The sequence below is a fragment of the Pedobacter polysacchareus genome (assembly GCF_019802255.1).
Taxonomy (GTDB): domain Bacteria; phylum Bacteroidota; class Bacteroidia; order Sphingobacteriales; family Sphingobacteriaceae; genus Pedobacter; species Pedobacter polysacchareus.
Window position 1 is genome coordinate 440678 of the sequence record NZ_JAHYSS010000006.1, and the last position, 26068, is coordinate 466745.

The window sequence follows — 26068 nt, forward strand, 5'->3', positions numbered from 1 at the left end:
TTACTTATTGTTTGAAGCGGCGAAAAACAAACTTCCCCATCCAAGAATAAACAGCAAGCCACCAATCGGTGTAATTGGGCCTAAAACAGCACCAAAACCGATATGGGTAATCTCTCTGGTCGCCAATAGATATAGTGATCCTGAGAACAGGATAATTCCGAAAGTGAAGAAATAATAAGCCAGTTTAAGCAGCTTAGGCTGGTTCATACTCAGCAGAGAAAGAAACAATAAAGCGAAAGTATGATAAAACTGATATTCCACTCCTTTGCTCCATATTTCCAGGGCTTCCGGGCTGACCTGGCTTTTTAAACCATGGGCACCAAAGGCACCCAATACGACTGCTGTTAATCCAAATAGAGAGGCGGTTAAAATAATAGGTCTGTTGCTCATAAAATCGGCTTTTTTAATCTTCCAAAATTAAGAAACTTGGTTGCATTTTCTTAGTAATCCCAACTTATTAAATTAAATTTGTAAGGACAGCAATGAAAAAGATCTTACTCAGCATCATCGTACTCCTTACGGCCATTGTAACCATGGCCTATCTTTATTTTTCTAAATTAAATACGGCTCATGCAGAGTCCGACCTCAGCCTCTATGCCGCGGTCAGTGAATCCGGATTTATCTTCTCTTTTGAGCAAGATAAAAGCGTACTGGATCTACTAAAAGAACAGGATAATTTCGAGGAAATCATGGGTTCGGAGAAATTCAAATCCCTGCAGTCTTTAAAGAATGGTGTACTTTCCTCACCTGCTTTAAATGCCCTGACGCAAAAGCAAATGGTCTATCTTGCCATACTTCCCGGGAAAGGAAAGGAGCTGGATTTTGTCCTCAGCACACAAAGCGACAAAGACATCAGTAAGATACAGCTGTTTCAGGCCTTAAAAACGGCTGCTATTCAGGTAGACAGCACTGCCGGTCAGACCAAATTAACCTTGGCCGACAGCAGTATTTTTTATCTGGGGATCAAAGATCATTTGATCCTGCTGTCCAATCGCCCGGAGCCTATCAAAACCATATTGACGAAAACTTATGATAAAAAAGACGAAGCCTTTGTAGACTATATTAAATCGGGTAGTAAATTGTCTAAAAATAGTTTGGCGCAGCTTTATATAAATTTCAACCGGATTCCGGCATTGCTTCAACCAATTGTTCCAGGCAAATTGAATGGCGAACTTTCAATCCTGGCTCACCAGGATGCTTTTGCGCTGTTAACTTACAACTACAGCAAAGAAAGGGTTCTTTTTACAGGAACTACTCAGATTAATACCTCAGACAGTTATTACCAATTATTTGCGGAGGAGAATCCTCAAAAAATGAGTATCCAGAATATTTTACCGGAACGCACGGCTAATTACAGCATATATGCCCTGGATAAATATGAGCCATGGCTTAAAAAGCTGGACTATTGGTTTCAGGAACATAAGGAGGAGCAGAAAAGAACAAAACTGGTAGAAACCATCAATCAGAAATACCATTTAAACCTGGACCTGCTGTTTCCGAAATACTTTCAAAATCAAATGATGGCTTTCCAATTGAGTACCGGAGAAAAACTTGGGGCAATTAACCTGAGTAACGGAGACAAATTAGATCAGCTGCTGATTGATTTAAGCGAAGATTACTCCGAAGACCTAAAACTGTTTAAAGTACCAGATTTGCTGTACACTTATTTCGGGCTGCCTTTTCAATCCTTCAAAAAACCATACTACCTGATCATCGACAATTACCTGGTTTTTGCCAATAATGCAGCCACTTTGCAATCTTTTCTAAATGATTACAGGGCGAATAAATTGCTGATCAATACGCCGGCCTTTATCCATATGAACAACCAATTGCCAAATAATTCTAATCTTAATTTCTACATTGACCATCAGAATTCCCGTAATTTATTGGCAAAAAACATTTATTCACCATTTTTCAATCAGCTAAACACCGAAAAAGCATTAAAAAACTATGAGTCTTTTGTATATCAATTGACTGGAGATCACGGGAAATTCCAAACCAATCTGCTTATAAGCAAATTTATAACGACTGAAAAAGATTTCTAATATTCTCACCATAAATCATTAATAATCATCAAGTTTGTTAAGCAAATAACAATATATGTTAAAAAAGGCGTTCTCCGTTTGTATCTTATTACTATTCGCCCATCAGATAAAGGCGCAGCAATATGGTCTTTTCAACACAAAAACACTCTTTGACGGTTTTGAAAACCCGGCTCAGAAAGTATTTACTCTGGATTCATCCCGACAATACGCTTCGAACTTTTTCTTGCCTTATCTTGGGCTGAATGCAGCCAGCAAAGGCAATAGCGATTATATACGCAGGCTCGTGACAGAAGGTTTCACCAATTCCAAAGATGTTCCATTAGGAGGCGGTTTAAATACCATTTACCAGCAAAGCAATGCCTATCTCCTGACTTTAAAAATATTCAATTCTTATAAATATCAAAAAGAGCTTGGATTTTCATGGCAGGTCAGAACCGATGCGCTGGCGAAGTACACCAACGAAAGTTTAATCATTATTGACGATCCTGACCGGCTAACCAATCAGTCTTTCAGGGATGGTATTTTTAATGACAAGGGTTATGCGCAGAGCTATCACCAGTTCAGTGTCACTTACCGGGAAAACTATACCAAAAGACTGGCTTTCGGCGCCAAACTGAGTCTTTTGAGCGGAACCAGTTACAACAAACTAAACATCAGGGAGTCCGGAATAGATGATGATGGACCGGCAGGCACCGCTCATGCTATTTTTAAAGGCGCTTACCGCAGCACGTTTATAGACGTAAATGAGCTGAGTACCAACACCTTCATGCCTACTTTCAGAAACCCGGGCGCCTCGATCAGTTTAGGTACTTCTTACCAAAGTAAAAGCGGGTACTTTCTGATGGGAAATCTAAAAGATCTTGGGTTTATCAGATGGAACAGTCAATCGTATTTTAAAAATGTAAATGCAAGAATCCTGCTGGACGGCAGTCCTGGTGAAGATCAAAGGGTCAAAAATGAAATTACAAATGCCTTGACTAAAAACCCTGATACGGGTGGCTTTTACTCCGCGACCAATGCAAAAATAGATTTTATGGTTTCTAAGAGCTTCGGTGTATGGACGCCTTCTTTTATCGTATCTAAAAACCTGTTTTTTGAAGGCGGTGATGTAGTAATGGTCAATAAATTTAAATACGATGGCTTTTCTGTCACCGCCAGTCCTACTTATAACTTTCACAATTTGTTTTACCTGGGGCTTCAAACCATGTATCAAACCCCAAACTTTGAAGTATTTCTGGGTTCAGACGACCTCCTGAAAACGACCAGTCAGGCGCGAGGGCTCATAAAAAAAGACGCCAGCATTGGTAAAGGCTATAACGGCGCTTCGGTATACCTGGGTGTTGGAATTAAGTTCGGCAATTTTGTAGAACATCCACAAAACAGCAGTACGATGCCAGGTATTGGAGAAGAATCACCTGGATTATTCAAACGCATTTTTGGCATCTTCTCTAAGAAGTAACTGTTTTACTTGCCCGGAAAATACTTATTCTATTTTTTCTTGGGTGTAGTTAATACGAAATCCTTTAGGTAAAAGGGTTCAAAATAAGCCACATCTTCAAACTTACCTTGTGTATAAGCCTGCATGGCCAGCTGGCTCATGTTGCCTGCTGAGTTATAATTGGTCATAGAAAAATGCGCATTTTCATGTGTTAATGTTGCTGCGCATTTTGCGGCACCGTCGCCAATAAAGGTAACCGGTTTTGCCCTTAACAAGCTTTCAAAGCTTTGTTCGTCAATAATTTTCGCTTCTACAGGGGATACGTAATCCAGTTGCGCATCAAAAACTGCAGTGAACACTTCCATTCTTCTGGCATCTATCATAGAGCAGATCAACCCTTCATGAGTTGGCTCGGCTTTCAAAAAACCTTCCGCCATCATCTGTAAAGTATCAATTGCAATCAGAGGCTTGTCTAACGCAAAGCATAATCCTTTCGCCGTAGACACCCCAATTCTCAATCCGGTATAAGAACCTGGACCTTTACTTACTGCAATCGCATCCAGTTCAGAGAACTTTAATCCTGCAGTATCCATTACTGATTGAATGAACAGCGTGAGGCTTCCCGCATGAATATTACTGGCCATTTCTTCTTTCAATGCGATGGTTTTCCCATCCTGAGAGATAGCGGCAGAACAAACTTGTGTAGCGGTTTCGATTTGAAGTATGGTCATCATCGGGTCAATATAAATATTCAGGATTAAGGAACAGGATCATGGCCATGTGCGCCCCAGGGGTGACAACGACCAATCCGCTTCAAAGTTAACCATCCTCCTTTAAAAGGTCCGTGTTTTTTTATCGCTTCTATTCCATATTGAGAACAGGTAGGCGTAAAACGACAATTGGCACCCAATAATGGCGATATAAACCATTGATATAGCTTAATTAGTCCTAAAAAGAACCATCCTATCACCAGTTTAATTGCCCTGATCATTTTTGATGCTGCCGATTAACCTTTTCAAAGTAGCTTCCATTTTCTTCTCTAAGAAAGAGAATTCATAGATCTTTTTCCCTACATATTGAATAGAAAAGATCAAAAGCTTTTCTGAATCCTCCAATGACGGATAAAGTGCTATGTTCTTTTGCAGACGATATACCTCACGAATCCTTCTCTTGATCAAATTCCTGTCGACCGCCCTTTTGAAGCGTTTCTTTGGGGCATTGATCACTACTTGAGCAGGGAAACTGTGCGGCACATCTACAAAGTGATAGGAAATGCGGAATGGGTATAATAAAAAAGAAGAACCGTCTTTAAATAGCAGATCTAAAAGTTTTCTACTACATAACCGTTCTTCTTTATTAAATGTGTTCATGTTTTTGATCGCAAATTTGCAGATATTGTGATCTGCTAACACTTATTGTGCTGCAATCAAAAATTATGCTTTGTGACGACGTTCGTCAGAAACTGATAGCTTACTTCTTCCTTTTGCACGACGAGAAGCTAATACTCTTCTACCGTTTGCTGTAGCCATTCTTTCGCGGAAGCCGTGTTTGTTTCTTCTCTTTCTTTGCGAAGGTTGGAATGTTCTTTTCATAACTGTATTATATCTTAGACTATTTTTTTAAATAAGAGGTGCAAATATAGCTTGATTTTATTTTAATTGCAAATAGAATTAAAGGTAGTTTTCATTTTTCCTTAAAATCTTACAAGCCAAGCGCTGCTTTAAGCTTAATATAGCCCGTTTTACTTACCGGAAGCCATATATCAGATTTTAAAAGAACAATATAACTGTCCTTTTCTTTCAGTTCTATTTTTGTCACCTGGGCCAAATTTATGATATATGATCGATGAATACGAATAAATTGTGAAGATTCTAACGTTTGTTCAAAAAAGCTCATCGTCTTATTCTTATGAAAAGCGCCTTCAGTGGTGCTTAACTTCACATAATCGTCGTCTGCTTCGAGGTAATGAATATCTGCTACGGCGATGATTTTTATGATGCCATTCTTCTTGACCACTACCCTATTCTGCTGCGCGGGATTCAATGCGGCCGTATCCAGCAGTTCCCTACTGTACTGTTCCGTCTGATTTAAGCGGGCAGGTAGTTTTTGTATCGCCAGGTCGAACCGGCTTTTTTCTATGGGTTTCAGCAGGTAATCTACCGCATTTACTTCAAAAGCTTTAATGGCATACTCATCAAATGCGGTGGTAAAAATGACTGCAGGATGCTGTTCTACGAGTTCCAGCATCTCAAAGCCATTGATCTTGGGCATTTGAATGTCCAGAAAAATAAAGTCCGGCTGGTGCTGTGTAATCGCTTTAATCCCCTCAAAGCCATCACTGCACTCCGCTACTACCTCAATATCGGGAAAGCTGCTCAGATAATGCTTTACGACATCCCTGGCCAGGGATTCATCATCTATTAAAATCGTTCTCATCATTGGTTCTGAGGTATTTTTAAGGTTGTTATATATATATTGTCTTTTGTTGCACTGGTTTGTAGCAATTGCTCATCCCCAAACAACAGGTATAACCGGCGCTTAATCGCTGACAATCCGAATCCAGTGCCGCCTGTGGCCTTCATTTCCGGATCAAAAGGATTCTGCACAGTAATTACCAGTTTTGTGTTTTCTACTTTTACGAAGATGGAAATCGTAATGGCAGCAGCCGTATTGTACAAGCCAAATTTAATGGCATTTTCTACAATAGGCTGTAACAGTGTACCTGGCAGACATAAATCTAAGGTTTCTTCTTCAACATTTACATCAATATTTAAGCGGTGACTAAAACGTACTTTTTCAATATCGAGGTAAAGCTGAATGTATTCCATTTCTTCGGCTACTTTTACCCAGATCTCATCGTCTCTTTTCAGGTTTCCTCTTAAAAAAGAAGCCAGTTTCATGATCATTGTCCCAGCTTCTGTAGGATTCATAATGGTCAGCGCATAGACAGAATTGAGGCTATTGAAAAGAAAATGAGGCTGCAGCTGGTGGCGTAATTTGTTCAATTCTGCTTCTTTACTCAGGTTTTGGGCAGTAAGCAGTCGCTCCTGCGTCGCCGATTGTTCTTCTAAGCGGTACCATAAAATATTGGCTACCGCGCACCAGGCGAGGAAAACAAAGACGATAATGAACCTTAGAATCAGCGAAAGCTGTAAAAAACTCCGGTAGGTTAGCTCATTGACAAACAAATAAGAGAGCGATACATTGCTGATGAAAGTAATCAGTCCGGCGAGGATCAGAGTAATCACCAGCACAAACAGAATGGTTTCATTTTTGGGCTGGTAATAGCCCAGCATATTGCTTAAAATCATGCAGGCAAGTGCCAGCAAGCCATTTGTAACCAGGCTATCAGCCACAGATATATACCAGTTAAAGTTTAAAGTATAATAAAAAAGCAGGACAAATACCGAGGTCCAGGCTACAAAAATAACCATGGCATATCGTTTAATGTTCTTATTGGCTAGCGGTCTGTTGGTCAAAATATGAGGAGTTTAGCGTGGTGATTTGATATTACATTTAAAAATTCCGAATCTCCACCCCACCAAACAAGGCCAGTCCGGTAATCTTAATGATCTTCGTTCCGCCATCTGAAACGATAACAGGGCCTCTTTTGTCTTCTATCCCACCAAAAATCGCCACCACTTCCGACTTCACTATCCAGCTTGATGGTATAATGATTTTAACACCTCCAAAAACAGCTACGATCTCCACCACAATTGCCCCTTCAAAATCTGCCTGCGTTAAATTTACATTACAGCCTCCAAAAACAGCCACCATTTCTCCGCCTTTAAAATTTTTGGAATACACATGCTGATCTGTTCCACCAAAAACACATACTGCGTTGATCACATCATTTTCGTCCACCCAGCCGGCCTGATCCGATTTTGGTTCTTCTGTATTCAACTCTTCTGCCGCAGTAGGCTCTGCTGCTGTATTTACAAAATCAGCTGAATCTGTAAAAGCGGATTGATTTGCAAAAGTGCCATCTGTAAAGTTAGCTTGTTTCTTTTTCCATTTCGGGTTATTGAGTCTGGCTTTAGGCCTAAAGATCAGGTACAGCCCCATAATGATAAAGGCCATTGCAAAAAAATATTTAGACATATTAGCGTCTGTGATGCGCTGCAGCGTAAAAAATGCGCCTACCAAAACCATGGCCAGCCAGCCGCCACCCTGAAAATTCTTTTTATAGCCAACCAGCAAGCCAATCGTTAAAAGGATGGTATGCCAGCTCAGCACCCAGTATGGAAGCTGAAGACCTATATTTTTTAACAGGAAGACCAATCCAAATACTAAAAGAAACAGCCCGGCCCAGATGCTGTTATTTTTTTTACCATCATTCCACTTTTCCATCGTGCTCGATTTATTCGTTTAATCTATGTGTTTTCTACTCAAATGTAGCAGATCAGTCGCCATTTTAAAAGCCTAATTACTCCGGATGATGATAATGGTCGGTAAAGCCCCATTTTTTATCGGTAAAAATTATTCGTTAATTTGGAATAATTCTAATTAACAAACAAACAAGGAAAACCTATGAAAAAAATACTCACTGCACTGATTTGCATTTTACCCCTACTATCCATTGCACAAGCGCCAACAGCACACTACAAAGTTTATGATGTAAAAAAACAAAAGCTCATCCAGCTGGAGGAAATCCTCAGCAATATGAAAGATATCGATGTATTATTTTTCGGCGAAGAACACAATGATTCCATAGGTCATCAGTTAGAACTTGAACTGTTTCAAAAGATCAGCAGCAGCTACCCAAAAACCGCATTGAGCTTAGAAATGTTCCATACGGATGTTCAGCCGGTGATGGATGAATACCTATTGGGATTGATTTCTGAGAAAAATTTTGTCAAAGAAGCCAGGGTCTGGAAGAATTATGAAGATTATAAACCAATGATTGAATATGCGAAATCCCATCATTTACCGGTCATAGCTGCCAACGCAGCCACCCGATACAGCAATGCAGTGAGTAAATCAGGCTTATCGGTACTGGATCAGTTCCCAAAAAGTTCCAGTTCTTTTCTTCCTCCCCTTCCTGTAGACACGGCAACTGGAAAATATTATGAGAAGTTTATCGCCATGCTTGGCGGCCATGGCATGGGTACAATGAAAATCTACCAAACACAAAACCTATGGGATGCCACCATGTCCTGGTCTATTGCCAAATATTTGAAAAGTAATAAAGGAACAAAAGTTTTCCAGGTGAATGGTCGTTTTCATAGCGATGAGCAATTGGGTACCCTGGCAAAATTGAAAACTTTGCTGCCGAAATTGAAAATTGCCAATATCTCTTGTTTTTCAGGGGAGGATTTCAGCACACCAGACTGGGCGAAATACAGCAATCTTGGCGACTATATTATACTGACGGATCCTGCTGTTAAAAGAACCTTTTAATTACATTTTGCAGCCCAAAAGAACAGTTGTACTCCGCTGGAAGAAATCTGCTTTCCTATAGCCAACCGAGGAGGTTACTATAGGGTTCGGATAGCAGAGAATATAGCAACCCTATCCGACCCCTGTAGCAGCCCCTTCCGAACCCTATGCTAATACACTGCTCTTCCCGAACTCTACCCGAACAATATCCAGTAAAAATTCATTTGTCTGATCTGCGAGAATTTATCATTTAAAAACCCCTTAAGCTGAAGAAGAATTCATTCAATTTAAGGGGTCTATTATTTTATAAAAAACAGCTTATTTGTTTCTCAGCAAATCGCGGATCTCTGTAAGTAATACTTGATCTTGTGTTGGTGCAGGAGCTGCAGCTGGAACTTCCTCTTGCTTTCTTTTCATTTTATTGATTGCTTTCACCATTAAGAAAATAATCATTGCAAGAATCAGGAAGTTAATCACCTCTGTTGCAAAGTTTCCCCAGGCAAACACAGGACCTATTTTCCTGGCATCTTCCAGAGAAGCGGTAGGATTAGTCGCTACAAATTCTCTCACCTTCGCACTCAGCGGGACATAGAAATTGACAAATCCCTTGTCGCCAATCAGCAAACTGATCGGAGGCATAATCAAGTCATTGACCAGGGAAGTCACAATCTTGCCAAAAGCGCCCCCAATAATTACACCGACAGCCAGGTCAATCACATTGCCTTTGACTGCAAATTCCTTAAATTCTTTTACAAAACTCATAAGTAGTATTAGTTTTAGATGTTAAACGTCCTAATAAAAGTAGGAAATTATTTTCAAAACCTGTACCTATTCCTGCTATTCAGCGATAATTCATCTTTTTCCTACTCAAGACTAAGTACTTAACAGCGCTTTAATCCTGATTGTTTGCCAGAATAATAGCGGCCAAATTAGGGGATAGTAAAAAATGTTTTAAGAAAACCCGATTTCGAAAAGCCTTTATTCCTGCTAAATACACAATAATACTTTGTCTTGATAGTTTATATGTAAACCAAATTCGTATTTTTGGAACGGGTACATATAATACCGCTTTGATAAAACATGCTTAAACAACATCTACAACAAAAACTACTTCAAAAGCTCTCCCCTCAGCAAATTCAATTTATTAAATTGCTGCAAGTACCTACTGTTGCATTAGATACCAGAATTAAAGAAGAATTGGAGGAAAATCCAGCGCTTGAAGATCCCAGCTTAATGATCGCTGAGGAGCCTAAAAGTGAGTATGATGATCTAAATGATACACCGGATGATTTCGATCCAAGTGCGAAGGAAGAAAATACAGATGAGTTTAACGTAGATGATTATTTACAGGACGACAATGTAAACGACTATAGCACCTCTTATAACAATGAGGATGATGAAGAGAAAAAAGAAACTCCAATTGCGATTGAAAGTACTTTTTTTGAGAGTTTACAGGAACAGCTGGACCTGGTTCCATTATCCGATCAAGATTTCATCATTGGAAAGCAGATTATTGGTAGTTTAGACGACGATGGTTATTTGCGCAGGCCAATCACCTCTATGATCGACGACCTTGCCTTCTCGCAAAATGCGATGGTAGAAGAAGAGGATGTATTAGAGATGCTGAAAGTAATTCAAAGCTTCGATCCTCCGGGAATTGCAGCCAGAGACTTACAAGAATGCCTTACCTTACAATTAAAGCGTAAAGACCCTTCAAATCCGATCATTCAAAAAGCCATTGTCATCGTAGAAAACTATCTGGATGAATTTACCAGAAAACACTACGATAAACTGGAAAAAGCTTTAGGGCTGAACAGTGAAGACCTGAAGGAAATCATTGCCGAAATCCTCCGTTTAAATCCTAAACCTGGAGATTCCAATCAAGTGACTACAAAACAACTGCAGGTGATTCCTGATTTTCATGTGAGCAATAATGATGGTACCTTGATTCTGACGTTAAATTCAAAAAATGCGCCTGAACTGAGGGTAAGCCGATCCTATATCGACATGTTTGATCATTATGACAAAGCAGCACAAAAAGATAAGAAACTAAAAGAGGCTGTTCAGTTCGTGAAACAGAAGCTGGATTCTGCAAAATGGTTTATTGATGCCATTAAGCAAAGACAGCAGACCTTGCTGAAAACGATGAACGCCATCATGCAATACCAATATGAGTACCTGCTGACTGGTGACGAGCGCAAAATGCGTCCGATGATCTTAAAAGACATTGCCGATAAAATTGACATGGACATTTCTACGGTTTCCAGGGTAGCGAACTCAAAATATGTACAAACGGAATTCGGCACTTTTCTATTGAAATCTTTCTTCTCTGAAGCAATTCAAACGGAAAGCGGGGAAGAAGTATCGAATAAAGAGGTGAAAAAAATCTTGGAAGACTGTATTGGAAATGAAGACAAACGTAAGCCATTGGCAGACGAGAAACTCACAGAAATCCTAAAAGAACAAGGATATAATATTGCCAGAAGAACGGTTGCAAAGTACAGGGAGCAAATGAATATCCCAGTGGCCCGTTTAAGAAAAGAGCTTTAAAATATAAATGGGGACTATAAATCAGTCCCCATTCTCAATAAATTTTCCAGTTTCTCATTGGCTACCAATAAGCTGGCGGTGAGATCTCTGTTGTCTTTTCTCAAAGTATAAAGTTCAAAAGCTTTCTCGATATTGATTCTCAAATCATCCTCCATCCAGGGCTTTTGAATGTATCGGTACACCTGTCCCTTATTAATTGCGTCGATAACCGCGTTAATATCTGCATAGCCCGTTAGTAAAATTCTAATCGGATCTGGAAAATCAGGGATAATAGATTCCAGAAACTCAATTCCGGTAGTGACCGGCATTCTTTGATCCGTAACAATCACGTGGATATCCTCAGATTCTAAAACTTTTCTACCCTCTATTGCAGAATTCGCAATGAAAATATTGAATTTACGGCGGAAGCTTGCTTTGAAAGCATTCAGGTTGTGAACTTCATCATCAACATAGAGAACGTTTACGGAAGTGTCAGAATTCATAGAATTTTTACCTTTTTTTTGTTAAATATATTTCAATTATTATGAACAAAAAAACTATTTAAAGATAAAAATCATTTGCAGTTTTATTCTTAAATAATTACACAAATAGGCATTAAAATATCATTAGAAGGCGATTTATTAAATAAATCATAAATTCAGAAGCGGCATCTTTTTCGGATCAATATCCATAAGAAACTGACATCGATCCGAAATTCTTATCCTGATCTTTTAGGATAAGAGACTTTGGCGAAATAAAAATTCCAGCTGTTGATTCACGATCAATAGTTTTTCTGTGAGCTCCCGGTTTTCTTTTCTTAACGAATAGATTTCAAAAGCTTTTTCAATATTGATCCGTAGATCTTCTGCCATCCAGGGCTTCTGGATGTACTTATAAACTTGTCCTTTGTTGATGGCGTCAATTACCGCGTTAATATCAGCGTAACCTGTAAGCAATATTCTGATAGGTTCAGGAAAATCAGGAATGATAGATTCCAGGAATTCAATTCCCGTCATGACAGGCATCCGCTGATCGGTAATGATCACATGGATTAATTGCTTTTCCAAAACCTTTCTCCCCTCCTCTGCCGACTCAGCGGTAAAGACATTAAACATTCTTCTAAATCCCGCTTTAAAAGAGTTCAGATTGTGAGCTTCATCGTCTATGTACAGGACATTTATGGATGCGTTAGAATTCATCTTATGAATTTAATATAATTTTTTTAAATATATTGCTTTTATAAGGTTCAATGAAGTAATTTGGTTGAAAATTTATAAGAATAGAATCTTTCTATCCTATTTTTTGGGACAGGATTCAAAGGAATAGCGCTCATTATTAGTAGGTAACGCGTTAATTAAAATTAACACCTTCATAATATTAAAAATTATACTTTCATTATAACGGTTAAAAGTATAATTTTAATAGAATTTTTGTAATGATTAAAGGGTATATCTCATAGAACAAATGCAATTAGATAAAGAATTACGTCAACTTAAAAAAGAGCTAGCTTCGCAAACAAAAAAGTATAGTGAAATCTATACCCCAATATTTTTTAGAATTCTAAATCCAGAAGATCAATCTTCACTATTGAATTTGCTTAAAGAAAAACCACATATCCAGGTTTTTGACAGCATTACAAATCAACTTACTGACCTGGTTAAAGGCTTAAATCCAACTTTAGTCCTGAACAAAGATCAAATCGAGGAGCTTATAGTAAAACGTTTGAATGGACAGGACTCAGAAACTTATGGCGTTTGGGTTTATTATCCATGGATTGAGAAATTGGTACATATCCTTGACAAAGAAGAATTTATCCTGGTTCGAACCAATAGAAACAAGCATAAAATTACGCAGCAGGAACAAGACCAGCTGATGGAGAAGAAAATTGGCGTAATCGGTCTTTCTGTGGGGCAATCCGTTTCCCTGACCCTGGCTATTGAGCGTGGCTGCGGGGAATTGCGCATTGCAGACTTTGACCACCTTGATCTGACTAACCTCAACCGCATTCGCAGTGGTGTTCAAAATGTTGATTTAAGAAAGACGGTGATTGTGGCCAGAGAGATTGCGGAAATTGATCCTTTTCTAAAAGTAACTTGTTTCCACGAAGGCATTACTGAAGAAAATATTGAAAGGTTTTTAACGGAAAACGGAAAACTAGACCTTTTAATTGACGAGTGTGACGGCATCGACATTAAAATCCTTTGCAGAGTAAAAGCAAAAGCCCATCAAATTCCCGTATTGATGGAAGCCAGTGATAGAGGTACCATCGATATTGAGCGTTTTGACCTGGAGCCAAACCGTCCTATTTTACATGGGTATATTGAGCACCTGGACATTTCGAAAGTCAAACACCTTAAAACCAACGAAGAAAAAATACCTTATATCTTGCCGATTGCAGGCGTAGAAACTTTATCCACCAGGATGAAGGCTTCCATGATTGAAATCCAGCAAACCATTACTTCATGGCCTCAGCTGGCCAGTGCCGTTACTTATGGCGGTGGCATCACAGCGGATTTGTCGAGGAGAATATTACTGCAGGAGCTTTCTGTTTCGGGTCGCTTCTTTGTAGACATCGAAGAGATCATCGCAGATCCTGTAACAGAAAATACAAATACTGAGGTCCTTCAACCTGCAAAAGGAATTTCCTTTCCGGAGATGGAAGCACTTGCTGCACAGCTAAAAATTGAAAAAGCAGTAAATGCAATTGAATTGGATGGCGAACAGCTGGACGAACTCATACACACTGCACAAAGAGGAAGCTCTGCAGGCAACAATCAACCTTGGAAATGGCTGTATAAAGACGGCGCCTTATTACTTTTCCACGATACGGAACGCTCTTTCTCTTTTGCAAATCATAAAAATATTGTGGCTTATGTCGGTTTCGGATTAACGCTGGAAAGCATCCGACTCAAAGCAGAAACGCTTAACCTTCAGGTGCAGGAGCAGCTTTTTCCTGACCCTCAAATTCCAGAATTAATTGCTGTGCTGCAGTTTTCAAATTTAGCAGGCGAGCATAAAAAAGACGGCCTTGCGGATTTTACCGACCTAAGAAATACCAACAGAAATCAACCTAAAGTCATCAAAGCCATTCCTACTGAGACATTAGCTGAGATAAAAGCAGAAACGGAGCAGATCACAGGTGCGAAAATATATTTTATTGAAGATGCAGCAGCCATTCAAAAAGTGGCAAACATCATGGGCGAATCGGATAAACTCCGTTTGTACACCCCAACCGGGCACCATGAGCTCTTCAACCTGGAACTGAGATTTACCAAAGAAGAAAGTGAAAGAACCGGCGATGGATTGGATCTGGAATCTTTTGGTCTGACAGCTGGAGAAGCCATTGGGATGAGAATTGCAAAAGACCCAAAGGTGCTGGATTTGCTGAAACACTGGAAAATGGGCACGGGACTGGAACGCCTGTCAAAAAAATCCGGCCTGGCTTCCTCCGCAATTGCCCTGGTCACCATGCCGAATTATACCTCAGCCGATTTCATTAAAGGAGGAAAAGCAGTAGAGCGGATGTGGTTAACCGCCAATCGTGCCGGAATTTCACTTCATCCGATGACGGCGAGCATTTTACACTTCAACATTTTAAAATACGGAGATGGATTAAATCAGGATCTTTATCTTAAAAACAAGTTTTCTGAATTAAATGAAATTTTCTACAATTGCTTCCCTACAATAGATGAGCAGGAAGTGAGCGTTTTTCTATGTAGACTATTCTATGCAGAAGCAGAAGGAACTCCTTCGAAACGTTTGCCAATTGATAAAATATTCAAAGCTAATTTAACCCAATAGATGGTAAAGTTCACCGCATTTAAGGCGACAGACAACGAAGCTTTATGTCATAAATTTATAGATGGCCATCGAAAGGTATTAGAAATCTATGGCATTACCATGATCACCTCGGCGAAACATGCCTGGGTGCATCATGATAATACTTATGTGATCCTAGTAGAATCTACCGAAGATGGACGAGCATTGGGTGGCGCACGGATACAGATTGCTGATGAAGATTTACCACTCCCAATAGAAGACGCGATCGGAAAACTGGATCCTAAAATATTTGATCAGCTAAAAGAAAGAAAACTACTGAAAACCGGCGAACTTTGCGGTCTTTGGAACTCCAGAGAAATTGCAGGATTTGGAATTGGCAGTATCTTTTTAATCCGCGCTTCTGTGGCATTGGCTTACACACTCGGACTGCATAGTTTATTTGCTTTATGTGCTCCAGCCACCGTTAGAGGTGGTAAAAGAACAGGTTTTGATGTGAATATTTCCGTTGGTAACAATGGACAATTTTACTACCCTAAACTTGATTTAATTGCTACAGCAGTAATTATTGACAATTTAAGAACCCTGGAAAAAGCCGAGCCTACCATTAGGGAGCTGGTTTTTGACCTGATTGAAAATCCTGTACAGGTGCGCTCCGAAACCGGCCCTAAAGGAGAAGTAGACATCATGTACGATTTAAAGTTTAACAGATAATGCAGTACCTATATAGTTTAAAGCAGATTCCACAATTATGCTGTTTGATGATGCTTTTTTTGCTGGGGATTGGTCCTGCAAATGCACAATTGATTCAGCTGAACGGCGCAGCTACCACACCAATTAACATCAGCGACCAGGTTTCCACCTATGAAGATGCCTCAGGAAACCTTGCGCTGAATGAAGTCATCCAAAACGGGAAATTTGTCCCTAATCACCATAAAATTGCCAACTTCGGACTGACAAAATCTACGATCTGGATCAGGTTCAACGTGGCAAATACTCAAAAACCAACGGATTTTTTCCTTCAATTGAAAAGCCCGAATCTGGATAAGGTTGCATTTTATTATGCGGAGCATGGGCAATATAAAGAGATTAAATCAGGAAATGAGATTTCTATCCATCAGCGTGATGTGGTACATCAGGACCCAATTTTCAGATTGAGAACAACTACAGATACGACCACGTATTACCTTAAAGTTTCTGCATCCAGTCCGATTACACTGCCATTATTTATAGGTTCCTATACCGCTATTATGCAGGGCATAAACCTGGAAAGTAACGTTTTTAGCCTGTATATCGGCCTGATCATCACCATGTTTTTATATAATATCTTTATATATTTCACGGTAAGGGACCGGAGTTACTTATTTTATGTAGTCTATATTTTTAGCGTTGGCTTTACACAGCTTTCCTTACAGGGTTATGCTTTCTCCTTACTTTGGGGCGATAACCTGAACTTAAACAATCAGGGATTGATATTTTCCATTGTTTTTGTAGGAATCGCTTCAATTCTCTTTACCAAAGAATTCCTGCACGTTAAGAACTTCTACCGCAAAATCAATCGTTACCTGAACATTTTAATCCTGCTTTACCTGCTCTGCTTTGTCATCAGCTTGATGGGTTATCCGGTAGAAGCACAAATGGCTTTGCAGCTGCTCACCATCATCGCATCTATCTCAGTTATCGTTACAGGTATCTTAATTTATAGAAAAAAATACCGCCCAGCTTTATATTTTACGATTTCATGGTCTTGCTTTCTAATCGGAGTTATCATATTTATCATGAAGGATATTGGTATACTTTCCTATACCTTCTTAACAAATAATGCAATTTTGATTGGATCAGGTTTAGAAGCCGTATTGCTATCTTTTGCACTTGCCGACAAGATCAACATCTTTAAGAAGGAGAAAGAAGAATCACAATCAGAGGCTTTGCGAATCCTGACAGAGAATGAAAAACTGGTGCGTGAACAAAACGTCCTGTTAGAAATTAAAGTAAAGGAAAGAACAGAAGCGCTGGAAAATATCAATACCAGTTTAAATGATGCTTTATCTAACCTGAAAGAGACACAATCTCAGTTGGTAGATTCGGAAAAAATGGCTTCTTTAGGTCAGCTCACCGCTGGTATTGCGCATGAGATCAACAATCCAATTAATTTTGTGACTTCCAATATCAAACCGCTTCAGATGGATATTGACGACCTGAATCAGTTGATTGATATGTATGAAAACGTTGATCCTGCACAGGAGCTCCATCCACAGCTCAGCGAAATTGAAAATTTTAAAAGATCTATTGACCTGGATTTCGTCAGAGAAGAGATTAAATCACTACTTTCAGGAATTGGTGAAGGCGCAACACGTACTGCAGAAATCATCAGAAGTCTGAAAAATTTCAGCAGACTGGATGAAAATGACACCAAGCCTGTGGACTTGAATGAAGGACTGGATTCTACCCTGGTTTTATTGAGGAGTACCTTCCCTGGAAATCTACAGATTGTGAAGCGTTATGGTACCCTTCCAAAAGTAGAATGTATGCCTGGAAAAATCAACCAGGTATTTATGAACCTGATCAGCAATGCCATCCAGGCGATTAAAGGAAAACAAGTACCAGATACAGAAGAACAATTGAGCATCAGCACCTGGCAAGAAGGAGAAGAAGTGAAAATTAGTATTAAAGATTCAGGATCAGGAATGACTGAGGAAGTAAAACAAAAGATTTTTGAACCATTTTTTACGACTAAAGATGTTGGAGAAGGCACCGGATTAGGCTTATCCATTGTCTTTAGAATCATTGAAAACCATCGTGGCCGTATAGATGTTGTGACAAAAGTAAATCAAGGTACAGAATTTATTATTACCTTACCCGTAATCTCACGATAATAAACTTTATTATGAATGCCACAACTATACGTGTTCTGTATATTGATGATGAAGAAAATAACTTGCTCGCCTTCAAAGCAAGTTTTAGGCGACAGTATGAAATTTACACCGCCCTTTCTGCTGACGAAGGATTAAAAATCCTTGAAAACGTTGCAGTACAAGTGATTATTGCGGATCAGAAGATGCCGAATATTACAGGGGTGGAGTTTTTCAAAAGCATCAAAAATACGTTTCCAGATCCAACCAGGATTTTATTAACTGGTTATACTGATATTGAAGCCCTGGCTGATGCGATCAATCATGGCGATATTTACCGGTATATTACCAAACCATGGAATGATCTGGAGCTGCACAACTCTATCAAAAATGCATATGATGCCTATAAATCTAAAATAGACCTGAGAAATAAAGTCGCAGAACTGGAAAAAACCAATGATGAGCTGAACCGCTTTATCTATAGTATTTCTCATGAACTACGGGCACCATTGGTATCTACAATGGGAATTGTAAATCTGGTAAAAATGGAAGGCCTGTTTAATTCCAGTGGTGAGTACTGGGGATTGATTGAAACCTGCTCCAACAGATTAGATTATTACATCCAAAAAACGCTGCAATACTATAAAAACAACAAGACCGTTTCGGAACATACAGAAATCCATTTCAAAAAATTAGTGGCCGACCTGATTGAGCTGTATGCTTATACAGATAAGGATATGAAGTTCAATGTGAACATCATTCAGGATGAGCAGTTTTTTGGAGATGCCTTTCGCATTGAAGTGATTTTAGGAAACCTGATTTCTAATGCAATCAAGTACCAGAAAGAAACAGAAGTAAATAAGAATGTAAACATATCTGTAGAGGTTCAGCCTACTCAGGTGCACATTAGCATCAACGACAATGGGATGGGCATTCTGAACGAACATTTAGAAAAGATATTCTTACAATTCTTTAAAAGTAAAATTAATCATGGGAGTGGCCTGGGCCTTTTCATAGTGAAAGAAGCGCTAAATAAAATCAACGGAAAGATTACAGTAAGTTCAAATGCTATAGAAGGTACCACCTTTAAAATCACGATTCCAAATGTTAAATAAGGTCAGAAAAGTTATGTTAATTGATGACAATGAGGTTGACCTGAAAATCAACTCCAAGATCATCACCATCACTAAATTATTTGATGAAATTATCCTTTGCCAATCGGGCGAAGAGGCGCTGAACTACTTCAGTAAAAACCAAAATGAGGAGGATAAGATTCCTGATTTCATTTTACTGGACATTCAGATGCCGGAGATGGATGGCTTTGAGTTTCTGGAAATTTATAAAGGGCTGCCAAAGTCAATCACAGAAAAATGTGTCGTAGCGATACTCTCCTCCACCCTGGATTTTGGAGACATCAAAAAAGCGGAAGCGAATCCACATGTGGTGAAGTTATTCCGGAAGCCATTGTTTCCAAAAGAACTGGAAGAAGAATTAAATAAATATTTATAAAACAAAAAGCGCCTCCATCAGGAAGCGCTTTTCTGTAATCATGATCAGGTGGTTTTATACCAATCCTGAAATTTCTACCATTTCATTCACGTCAGCTTCGTAATCCACACCCGCTACGTCAAAACCAAACAGGTTTAAGAAATCTTTTTTGTAACCAGCAAGATCACCGATTGCAGGAAGTGTTTCTGTAGTTGCTTCAGTCCAAAGGGCAGCAACCTGCGCCTGAACGTCATCACGCATCTCTAAATCATCTACACGGATTCGTCCCTGCTCATCTGTCAATACTTCAGCACCTGTATACAAACGCTCTTTGAACAAACGTTGAATTTGCTCAATACATCCCTCATGAAGGCCTTCTGCTTTCATAATTTTATACAATAATGAAATGTACAATGGAATCACTGGAATTGCAGAGCTCGCCTGAGTAACCAGGGCTTTGTTTACCGATACATAAGCTTTTCCATTGATATCTTTTAATCGATCAGCAATCTGGAACGCTGTAGCCTCTAAATGGTCTTTAGCGCGACCGATAGTGCCTTTACGGTAAACTGCTTCTGTTAGTGATGGCCCGATATAAGAATAGGCAACTGTTGTTGCACCAGGTGCAAGTAAACCTGCAGCTTTCAATTCATCGATCCACATCGCCCAGTCTTCACCACCCATAACGGCAATCGTATTTTCAATATCATCACCTTGAGCTGGTTGAATAGAGATATCAGAAACAATTCCGGTATGGAAATCTACTGTTTTATTGGTATAAACTTCACCAATTGGTTTCAATACAGAACTGTGTACCACTCCTGTTACCGGGTGAACTCTTTTTGGAGAAGCCAAACTATAAATGACCAGGTCAATTTGTCCAAGGTCAGCTTTGATCAATTCCAAAGTTTTTTCTTTGATCTCTTTTGAGAAGGCATCGCCATTGATACTTTTAGCATATAAGCCAGCTTTATGAGCCTCTGCTTCAAATGCAGCTGTATTGTACCAACCCGCTGAAGCAGTTTTTCCAGGTGCTGGTGGTTTTTCAAAATATACACCAATAGTAGATGCATTAGCTCCAAAAGCACTGGTAATTCTTGATGACAAACCAAAACCGGTTGATGCGCCTATCACAAGGACTTTTTTAGGTCCGTCGATAGGTCCTTTAGATTTCACGTAATTGATCTGGTTTAACACGTTTTGTGCGCAACCATCAGGATGAGCAGTCAGGCAGATAAACCCACGAATTTTCGGTTCAATAATCATATTTATTCTCTTTATACGTTTTTTCTGTAAATTTTCCGCAGGGCGGTTCTTATCAAATTATTCAGCAAACATAATTAAAACAAAATAAGTATGCCAGTTCTGGGGAAAATTGGTTGGAAAACAATATATCTTTGGCCCTCAAAATAAACCGCAATGCTTTTTAAAAATTCCGTGTATTTTATGGCCCTGATGGGTTCCAGCATCACTTTAAATGCACAAACAGCCCAACCTATGGCTGACACCACAAAATTAAATGAAGTCATGGTACAGGAAAACCGACTTCAACTTCCTTTTTCGAAACAAAATAGAAACATCTGGATCATTGACAGCGAAAAGATCAAGAGCTTACCGGCCAGATCAGTTAGTGAATTGCTCAGCTATGTAACTGGTATTGATGTTCGTCAGCGCGGCCCTGGCGGTACTCAGGCCGACATCAGTATCGATGGTGGTACCTTTGATGAAACATTGGTTTTACTCAATGGCGTTAAAATTACTGATCCGCAAACGGGTCACAACATGATGAACCTACCCATTACCATGGATGATATTGACCATATTGAAGTCCTGCGTGGCTCTGCATCCAGAGTTTACGGCATTAATGCGTTAACCGGAGCGATAAATATTGTGACCCGCAGTCCGCAGAAGACCGGTATTTCAGCCAATGTGTTTGCTGGAAGTAGTTTTAAACACAGAGATGGAGCTGGGGGTATTTACTTGAACAACGGCCAGCATCTGAGTGGCAGCCTCGCTTTAGATCAGTCCAGTCATTTGTTTTCCATCGGACGGGAATCAGGCAATGGTTACCGTTACAATACTGCTTTCAATAATCAGAAACTATATTATCAGGGAAAAATCAAACTGGGAAAAGAAGACCAGCTGGATGTGATGGCTGGCTATACCTACAATAAATTCGGTGCAAATGGATTCTATGCTGCACCAAATGATAAGGAATCAGAAGAAACTGTAAAAACGGCGATTGCTTCCCTGGCTTATACCACAAAAATCACGGAGCACTGGACCATGGTTCCAAGGATCAGTTACCGCAATAACGTAGATAATTACCTCTTTAACAAGGTAACATTAGCTTATCCCCCTAACCATCACGTAAGTAATGTCCTGGATGCAGAATTAAACAATACGATACAAACTGAGTTCGGTACCTTCGGATTGGGCCTGGAAACCAGGACAGAATATATCAAGAGCAGCAGTCTCGGGAAGAGAAACCGCAGCAATTCCGGCTTTTTTGGAGAGTATAAATTTGAGCCTTTCGATCGATTATCAGTAAATGTTGGCGCTTATACCAATTACAATTCTGACTATGGATGGCAGGCTTTTCCTGGCCTCGACATTGGCTACAATATTTACGGCAATTGGAGATTATATGGTAATCTAGGTACTGGACAGCGTTTGCCAACCTATACCGACCTTTATTATAAAGGGCCTTCCAATGAAGGTAATGACCAGTTGCATCCCGAAAAATCAAAATATGCGGAAGCCGGAATCAAGTTCAACAACGCAAGATTCTCCGCCAATGCCAGTTATTTTACCCGCCGGATCAGTGATTTTATTGATTGGACAAAAGAAAACATTACCGATCGTTACCAGCCACAAAATTATGCTCAGGTCAATACCACTGGCTTGACATTAAGTGGAGATTACCGCTGGACTGCCCCTTCCGGCAGCATTGGCATCCTGAATGGCTTCCGATTGGGCGCTGCTTACACCTATCTGGATCCGACAATTAAAACTACTATTTCTACTGCCAACATCTCCAGATATGCTTTAAGAAGTTTAAAGAATCAATTGAATGGCACCTTAACAACTTCTTTCTGCAAGGTAATGGATTTAACAATTGCTGCCCGTTATCAAGACCGTATTACTTATAAAGATTATACGGTGATCGATGCCAAACTGGCCTATAAGCAACCACATTACAACCTCTATTTGGATGCGGGCAACCTGTTTAATGCGCAATTTATTGAAGCGGAAGCCATTCCAATGCCAGGATCATGGTACACGTTAGGCTTTAAGCTGAATTATTAAGTTTTTGGGGAAACAGCACGGATAATGTCCACAATTCCTTCTTTTTGGATGATGTACATCCCTAAACGTTCTTCAGAAACACCTTCCTTAAGCCGGTATGTAAATACCGGCTTTTCTCCTTCAAAAAAGGTATCCAGATATTTGAAAGCGATATGATTTAGTGGCTTGAGCGCAGCTGCAAGCTCCACCAGATGTGTAGAGATAAAAAATACCGAATTACGGATGGTCGTCAGTTCTGAAATGATCAGCAAGGAAGCATCATAGGCATCTCTTACATTTGTTCCTCTAAAAAGTTCGTCAAAAACAATAAACATTCGGTTGTTTTCCAGGAGTGCCGTTGCAGCTTCTTTTACCCGTTTTACTTCAGAATAATAATGGCTAAGCCCTTGTCCGAGCTGATCCGGTAGGTTAATTGTGGTCAATAAACCATTAAAAATGGCTATTTTCATCGAACTTGCAGGAACTGGAAAGCCTAAATGTGCCAGGTAAACAGCCAATCCCAACGACTTTAACAAAGATGATTTACCTGCCATATTGGATCCGGTAAGAAAAACCATGTTTTCGGCTTGATTCAAAAAAATATCATTTTTAACGGGCTCATCAAAGGAGGGATGGAAGAAACCAACAAGCCCCAGCTCCAGATTTTCAGTTTCGGAATATTCAGGGAAGCAGAATTGTCTTTTTCTGGCCACTGTAGCAATGGTTTCATAAGCGTCCAGTTCATAAATCAGCTGTAATAAATGGAGTAGTTCTATTTTCTCTTTTCCACGAAAGCTATGGTCTAACTTACTCACCTGATAAAACTTAAGTTTTTTTTCATTAAGGCCCGCAGCAGTCTTTAAAGACTCTATATTCAATATTATTTCGATCTCTTTCAGTTTATTCTTCAAATATTCTGGCACCTTGGTCAGATCCTGTTCAGCTATAAAACGGGATAGATATTTCAAAGTGCTAATCAGAAACTCTAATCCTTTAATCACGATATAATAGTCGTTGCTAGACTTATTCCCGATGAAATCCACCAAAGCATCCAGCATATTATTTCTGGAAAGTACTTTATTGAATTTCAAATAATACCCGATCAGGTCTAATTGTTCACTTTTAACCGCTATCTGCAGCTTATAATCTTGAAAATATTTGATCGCAGATTGACGCCCATTCAGTAAATGAATATCTGAAGATGGCCTTTCCATCATTTCCTGAATTTTCTCCTTCCCTCCTAATGTTCTCGTTGCTTTAAAAAAGCTGAATATAGATTCGTCAGCCGATGCATCGGTAAATACATTCAGGTCTCTAAAAGTTTGGCGATCCATTTTAAAATTAGTCATAGTTTATTTTCAGGATTTAATATTAGGAGGCCAAAGCAATTTTCTTTTCACAACTGCCATGAATACCGCAAAATTCAATATAGCAACAATGTTTAGTTTAATCGTTTCCGATCCTCATTTAATTAATCTTCCGAAATTAGCTCACATAAATAAATTGATGTACTATATTCGTTATCAGATTTCATCTACCATCTCTATTAATAAAAACGCTATAAACCAACCAAAACGAAAGCACCAATCAACAACATGGAAGAAAAGACTACCAGAAACAAAGCATCCTGGCCAATAAAAGCAGTTATTTTGATCATTTTAATCATTGGTGCTGGTTATTGGGCTTTAGAAAGTGGCAGATTTGATACACAAGCGAATAACTTAAATTCGATTGGCACGCTAAAAAAGAAAGCGACAGTTGGCAGCCCTGATGACCACCCTGAATTTAATTATAGTCCGGAAAAACCAGTAAATGGAGCGTACAAGGGTGTAGTAGAAGTTGGCGCTTCAGGTTTCAATTCTTTCATTGTGAATATCGACAAAGAGAAACGTTGGGAAATTATTTCTAAAGATTTCGGAAAATCATTTGTCTATGAGGGAATGGCCAGCACCACCGACATCAGAATGGGGTTAAAAGATTATATAGGGGGTATGTTTGATAAAGGAGTGAAATCAAAAAACATTCATTTTGTAATCAGTTCTGGTGCACAAAAAGTGCCTAAAACTGCCGCTATCTCTTCAGAATTAAAAAAGATGGGTTATATCGTAAACCTGGTCACGCCCGAAGAAGAAGGGAAATTGGCCTTAAAATGTGTATTACCTGACAGCTATTCAGATTCTTCATTTGTAGTAGACATTGGCTCTGGAAACACTAAAATATGCTGGAAAGACAATTCCGTACATTTTGAAGAGGCCCCAGGGGCAAAATATTATGAGAAGGATATGGTGGATAAGGACGTTTATGATCAGGTAAAATTGGCTGCCGGAAAAATACCTGCTGCCCAACGTAAAATATGTTTCATCATTGGCGGAGTACCATTTGAACTGGCCAATCAAAGTCGGAAAGGACAGGAAAGATATACGGTATTAAAAGATCCAGGAAAATATAAAACAGATAAAATCAAGATCAAAAGTGGCGTAAACATCTACCAGGCTATTAAAGATGCGACGAACTGCAATACTTTTGTGTTCGATTGGGATTCCAATTTCACTATTGGATTTTTATTGTCGATTTAGCCTTAAGCTAAAAAGCAGTTCCATTAAATTTTGGAACTGCTTTTTAGTTATAATTTCTTAAATATTAGCCGTGTATCGCTTCTTTGTTGCCATAGCTTTGGATCAGTTCCCCTTCAAACTCCAGCCATTCTTTCCATCTCGCATCCACATCTACATCGATGGTATATTTACGGGCAAAATTTAAAAAAGTTGTATAATGACCGGCTTCAGATACCATAAGGTCATGGTAAAACTTCGCCAGTTCAGGGTCTTTAATATTTTGTGACAGCACGCGGAAACGCTCGCAGCTCCTTGCTTCAATCATTGCAGCGAATAATAGTCTGTCGATAAAGGCATTATTTCTACTGCCATCTCTGCGGCTAAATTTCACTAATCGGCCCACATAATCATCTTTACGCTCTCTTCCGAGGGTATACCCGCGTTTATTGATAATTTCGATCACCATTTGAAAATGCTGCATCTCTTCAATCGCAATGGCGGTGAGTTCTTCTACCAAATCCATGTGCTCAGAATTATTCGTAATTAAAGTAATCGCATTTGTTGCGGCTTTTTGTTCGCACCAGGCATGATCCGTTAATATTTCTTCTAAATTCGATTCTGCAATATTAGCCCAACGGGGGTCTGTTAATAATTTTAGTCCAAGCATGAGGTATAAATAAAATTCTCTGCCCCAAAATTAGGAATAATCGCAGGCTT

At 39.3% G+C, this 26068-nt stretch carries 25 protein-coding genes; 11 read left to right on the forward strand and 14 right to left on the reverse strand.

All coding sequences use genetic code 11. From position 1 onward, the window contains the following. The gene (locus tag K7X70_RS19380) at positions 1–390 is read right to left on the reverse strand and encodes a DUF423 domain-containing protein (RefSeq protein ID WP_222538624.1); all 390 of its coding nucleotides are present in this window, start codon (positions 388–390) and stop codon (positions 1–3) included. 92 nt (positions 391–482) lie between these two features. Between K7X70_RS19380 and K7X70_RS19385 the strand changes: the two genes are divergently transcribed. Then, the gene (locus K7X70_RS19385; protein WP_222538625.1) at positions 483–2045 is read left to right on the forward strand and encodes a hypothetical protein; all 1563 of its coding nucleotides are present in this window, start codon (positions 483–485) and stop codon (positions 2043–2045) included. A gap of 55 nt (positions 2046–2100) precedes the next feature. Beyond that, a complete protein-coding gene (locus K7X70_RS19390; RefSeq protein ID WP_222538626.1) occupies positions 2101–3504 on the forward strand; it encodes a DUF5723 family protein in 1404 nt (467 codons plus the stop codon). 29 nt (positions 3505–3533) lie between these two features. Here K7X70_RS19390 and tsaB read toward each other — a convergent pair whose 3' ends face one another. The 7 genes from tsaB to K7X70_RS19425 form a co-directional block, all read right to left on the reverse strand. Continuing rightward, complete coding sequence (tsaB, locus tag K7X70_RS19395; RefSeq protein ID WP_222538627.1) at positions 3534–4217, reverse strand: tRNA (adenosine(37)-N6)-threonylcarbamoyltransferase complex dimerization subunit type 1 TsaB; 684 nt, start codon at positions 4215–4217, stop codon at positions 3534–3536. A 23-nt stretch (positions 4218–4240) separates the two neighbouring features. Further along, complete coding sequence (yidD, locus tag K7X70_RS19400; RefSeq protein ID WP_062549746.1) at positions 4241–4474, reverse strand: membrane protein insertion efficiency factor YidD; 234 nt, start codon at positions 4472–4474, stop codon at positions 4241–4243. Then, positions 4458–4853 carry a ribonuclease P protein component gene (locus tag K7X70_RS19405; RefSeq protein ID WP_222538628.1) on the reverse strand — a complete coding sequence of 132 codons (396 nt, stop codon included), beginning with the start codon at positions 4851–4853 and terminating at the stop codon, positions 4458–4460. The genes yidD and K7X70_RS19405 overlap by 17 nt, the downstream gene beginning before the upstream one ends. A gap of 63 nt (positions 4854–4916) precedes the next feature. Next, positions 4917–5075, reverse strand: coding sequence for a 50S ribosomal protein L34 (gene rpmH / locus K7X70_RS19410; protein WP_073232865.1), 159 nt, complete (start codon positions 5073–5075; stop codon positions 4917–4919). Between the two features lie 109 nt (positions 5076–5184). Next, positions 5185–5922 (reverse strand): LytR/AlgR family response regulator transcription factor, encoded by a 738-nt coding sequence (locus K7X70_RS19415; protein WP_222538629.1) that lies wholly within the window; start codon positions 5920–5922, stop codon positions 5185–5187. Continuing rightward, a complete protein-coding gene (locus K7X70_RS19420) occupies positions 5919–6917 on the reverse strand; it encodes a sensor histidine kinase (protein WP_222538630.1) in 999 nt (332 codons plus the stop codon). Before K7X70_RS19420 ends, K7X70_RS19415 begins: the two co-directional genes overlap by 4 nt. A gap of 82 nt (positions 6918–6999) precedes the next feature. After that, complete coding sequence (locus K7X70_RS19425; RefSeq protein WP_222538631.1) at positions 7000–7833, reverse strand: LiaF transmembrane domain-containing protein; 834 nt, start codon at positions 7831–7833, stop codon at positions 7000–7002. Between the two features lie 180 nt (positions 7834–8013). On the opposite strand from K7X70_RS19425, the gene K7X70_RS19430 reads away from it, so the two are divergent. Then, complete coding sequence (locus K7X70_RS19430) at positions 8014–8883, forward strand: ChaN family lipoprotein (protein WP_222538632.1); 870 nt, start codon at positions 8014–8016, stop codon at positions 8881–8883. 297 nt (positions 8884–9180) lie between these two features. Here the strand turns inward: K7X70_RS19430 and mscL are convergent, their stop codons facing one another. After that, positions 9181–9624, reverse strand: coding sequence for a large conductance mechanosensitive channel protein MscL (mscL, locus tag K7X70_RS19435; RefSeq protein ID WP_062549750.1), 444 nt, complete (start codon positions 9622–9624; stop codon positions 9181–9183). Between the two features lie 318 nt (positions 9625–9942). On the opposite strand from mscL, the gene rpoN reads away from it, so the two are divergent. Further along, positions 9943–11412 (forward strand): RNA polymerase factor sigma-54, encoded by a 1470-nt coding sequence (gene rpoN, locus K7X70_RS19440; RefSeq protein ID WP_222538633.1) that lies wholly within the window; start codon positions 9943–9945, stop codon positions 11410–11412. A 14-nt stretch (positions 11413–11426) separates the two neighbouring features. On the opposite strand, the gene K7X70_RS19445 is transcribed toward rpoN, so the two are convergent. Both K7X70_RS19445 and K7X70_RS19450 read right to left on the reverse strand, forming a co-directional pair. Next, positions 11427–11894 carry a response regulator gene (locus tag K7X70_RS19445; RefSeq protein WP_062549752.1) on the reverse strand — a complete coding sequence of 156 codons (468 nt, stop codon included), beginning with the start codon at positions 11892–11894 and terminating at the stop codon, positions 11427–11429. A 228-nt stretch (positions 11895–12122) separates the two neighbouring features. Continuing rightward, on the reverse strand, positions 12123–12590 hold the full coding sequence (locus tag K7X70_RS19450) for a response regulator (protein WP_062549753.1): 468 nt from the start codon (positions 12588–12590) through the stop codon (positions 12123–12125). Between the two features lie 265 nt (positions 12591–12855). Between K7X70_RS19450 and K7X70_RS19455 the strand changes: the two genes are divergently transcribed. Genes K7X70_RS19455 through K7X70_RS19475 form a run of 5 tightly spaced genes read left to right on the forward strand, consistent with a single transcriptional unit; the run spans position 12856 to position 19529 of the window. Next, positions 12856–15192 carry an Rv1355c family protein gene (locus K7X70_RS19455; RefSeq protein WP_222538634.1) on the forward strand — a complete coding sequence of 779 codons (2337 nt, stop codon included), beginning with the start codon at positions 12856–12858 and terminating at the stop codon, positions 15190–15192. Beyond that, the gene (locus tag K7X70_RS19460) at positions 15193–15882 is read left to right on the forward strand and encodes a hypothetical protein (protein WP_222538635.1); all 690 of its coding nucleotides are present in this window, start codon (positions 15193–15195) and stop codon (positions 15880–15882) included. Next, on the forward strand, positions 15882–18044 hold the full coding sequence (locus K7X70_RS19465; protein ID WP_222538636.1) for a sensor histidine kinase: 2163 nt from the start codon (positions 15882–15884) through the stop codon (positions 18042–18044). Before K7X70_RS19460 ends, K7X70_RS19465 begins: the two co-directional genes overlap by 1 nt. An 11-nt stretch (positions 18045–18055) precedes the next feature. Next, complete coding sequence (locus tag K7X70_RS19470; RefSeq protein ID WP_222538637.1) at positions 18056–19135, forward strand: hybrid sensor histidine kinase/response regulator; 1080 nt, start codon at positions 18056–18058, stop codon at positions 19133–19135. Further along, positions 19125–19529 carry a response regulator gene (locus tag K7X70_RS19475; protein ID WP_222538638.1) on the forward strand — a complete coding sequence of 135 codons (405 nt, stop codon included), beginning with the start codon at positions 19125–19127 and terminating at the stop codon, positions 19527–19529. Before K7X70_RS19470 ends, K7X70_RS19475 begins: the two co-directional genes overlap by 11 nt. A gap of 54 nt (positions 19530–19583) precedes the next feature. On the opposite strand, the gene fabV is transcribed toward K7X70_RS19475, so the two are convergent. Beyond that, the gene (gene fabV, locus K7X70_RS19480; RefSeq protein ID WP_222538639.1) at positions 19584–20774 is read right to left on the reverse strand and encodes an enoyl-ACP reductase FabV; all 1191 of its coding nucleotides are present in this window, start codon (positions 20772–20774) and stop codon (positions 19584–19586) included. Between the two features lie 153 nt (positions 20775–20927). Here fabV and K7X70_RS19485 point away from each other — a divergent pair, with 153 nt between their 5' ends. Further along, the gene (locus K7X70_RS19485; RefSeq protein WP_222538640.1) at positions 20928–22817 is read left to right on the forward strand and encodes a TonB-dependent receptor plug domain-containing protein; all 1890 of its coding nucleotides are present in this window, start codon (positions 20928–20930) and stop codon (positions 22815–22817) included. Here K7X70_RS19485 and K7X70_RS19490 read toward each other — a convergent pair. Next, a complete protein-coding gene (locus K7X70_RS19490; RefSeq protein ID WP_222538641.1) occupies positions 22814–24145 on the reverse strand; it encodes a MutS-related protein in 1332 nt (443 codons plus the stop codon). The two genes, K7X70_RS19485 and K7X70_RS19490, sit on opposite strands and share 4 nt — an antisense overlap. Positions 24146–24391: 246 nt before the next feature. Here K7X70_RS19490 and K7X70_RS19495 point away from each other — a divergent pair, with 246 nt between their 5' ends. Next, positions 24392–25372 carry a hypothetical protein gene (locus K7X70_RS19495; RefSeq protein WP_222538642.1) on the forward strand — a complete coding sequence of 327 codons (981 nt, stop codon included), beginning with the start codon at positions 24392–24394 and terminating at the stop codon, positions 25370–25372. Between the two features lie 64 nt (positions 25373–25436). On the opposite strand, the gene K7X70_RS19500 is transcribed toward K7X70_RS19495, so the two are convergent. Further along, on the reverse strand, positions 25437–26018 hold the full coding sequence (locus K7X70_RS19500; protein WP_182961256.1) for a MiaE family protein: 582 nt from the start codon (positions 26016–26018) through the stop codon (positions 25437–25439). Positions 26019–26068 lie beyond the last annotated feature (50 nt).